Origin of the sequence: Succinivibrio sp. (assembly GCF_045124615.1) — a bacterium.
Taxonomy (GTDB): domain Bacteria; phylum Pseudomonadota; class Gammaproteobacteria; order Enterobacterales; family Succinivibrionaceae; genus Succinivibrio; species Succinivibrio faecicola.
Map to the genome: position 1 here is coordinate 1 of NZ_JBGVMC010000049.1, position 1,636 is coordinate 1,636.

Annotated in this window: 2 protein-coding genes and 1 tRNA gene; all 3 read left to right on the forward strand. The window is 31.5% G+C overall.

The window, feature by feature from the left end; translation table 11 throughout:
• Nucleotides 1–186 (forward strand): hypothetical protein (locus ACJML3_RS01245; RefSeq protein WP_406019926.1); only part of this gene is annotated, 186 nt, incomplete at its 5' end.
• A gap of 44 nt (nt 187–230) precedes the next feature.
• Nucleotides 231–304 (forward strand) — tRNA-Gly (locus tag ACJML3_RS01250).
• Between the two features lie 105 nt (nt 305–409).
• Nucleotides 410–1,489, forward strand: coding sequence for a glycosyltransferase family 2 protein (locus ACJML3_RS01255; protein WP_406019928.1), 1,080 nt, complete (start codon nt 410–412; stop codon nt 1,487–1,489).
• The last annotated feature ends 147 nt before the right edge of the window (nt 1,490–1,636 follow it).

Here is a 1,636-nt window from a genome sequence, read left to right on the forward strand (position 1 = left end):
ACTTGCAGAGAAGTGAAAACCTTCGGTCTTAAGATCCTAGGTCAGGTGCTACCTCTTACAAGTTATGGTGAAATCCTTGATGGTCCTTATGAAGGACTCAAATGTGTTACATCAGCATCTTCAGCTACTGATACAAACACCATTATTGACAGTATCCAATATATAAAAAGAAAGTTGGCAATTTAACGATATTTGATGTAATATAAATGCCTGTCTTTACAGGCATTTTTGCAAGTGTAGTTTAATGGTAGAACTGAAGCTTCCCAAGCTTCTAGCGCGGGTTCGATTCCCGTCACTTGCTCCATCTTACCAAAATAATAATCAATAAATCCTATCTTGTTTTTGCCGTTTATAAAATAAAGTTATAGAATAATATTCAGCTTTGAATTTAATAATAATAGGATTTATTGTGAACCAGCCTCTAATCAGCGTTATCGTTCCTTGCTTTAACGTGGAAAAGCAAATTGACAGGTGCTTAAAGTCGCTAACAGAACAGACTCTAGATAAGAGTTTTTACGAAATCATTGCCATCAACGATGATTCAGAAGATAAAACTTTTGACAAACTAGTTGAATGGGAAAAAAAATTTCCGTCGCTGATATCTGTAATAACCTATGATGAAAACCAAAGACAAGGCGGTGCTAGAAATCAAGGTATTGCTATTGCAAAAGGTGAATACTTAGCTTTTGTAGATTCAGACGATTTTGTAAATATTCATTTATATCAGGAAGTAAAAAACATTATAGACAAACACAGATATGATGAAATTCTGATAAAAGGTACTAACGTAAATCATATAAAAAGCGAAGATATATCCTTTATAGAAAAAAGTATGAAAACTCTAGAGCACAGCAAGACTCGTCAGGATCTTGCAGTAGAACACAAGAGAATAGAAAACTTTTTTGACTACCATCTTCCATCATATGGAAATAATGGAAATCTGTTTTTTACAAGCCATATATACAAAAAGGCACTGTTTACTGATAACGATATAGCTTTTCCTGTCAAATGTGCCTATGAAGACAATTATCTAACTAAAGTAATCAGTCTTTATATCAAGGATACATATCTGATAGATGAGATCTTCTATTTTTATTGTGAAAATCTGTCATCAACAGTTAATTCAAATAATGCAAGTCATCATTTAGACAGACTTGATATAGAACTTGCTGTACTTGAATATTACAAACTTGTAGGTGCATTTTCACTGTTCAAAAAGGAACTTGAATGGCCTTTTATAGAATTCTTTTATCTAAATACTCTTTATATCCTGTTTACTAAATTCGATAAACTTCCTGATATCTACAACTTCATGAGAGATGAGGTATACAAAAACTTTCCTGATTTTGCAAAAAATGAAAACTTTAACAAGGTCTCAAAAAGACAAAAACTACTTCTTGAACTACTAAAAAGCAAAGTTGATGTTACTCCTGAAGAGCTACAGAAAATTCAGATTGCCTACCTAAAATCAATAATTAACTCAAAATAGTTAATAAAAAGGCAAAAATATTATTCATAAAAAAGCATAAATAAGCAGAAACTCTAGCTAGATAAAGGAGAAAGAAGAAAAAAAATTAAAAAATATGTTGACGACTAGAAAAATAGATATATAATGTATCTCGCTTTGAGACAAGTT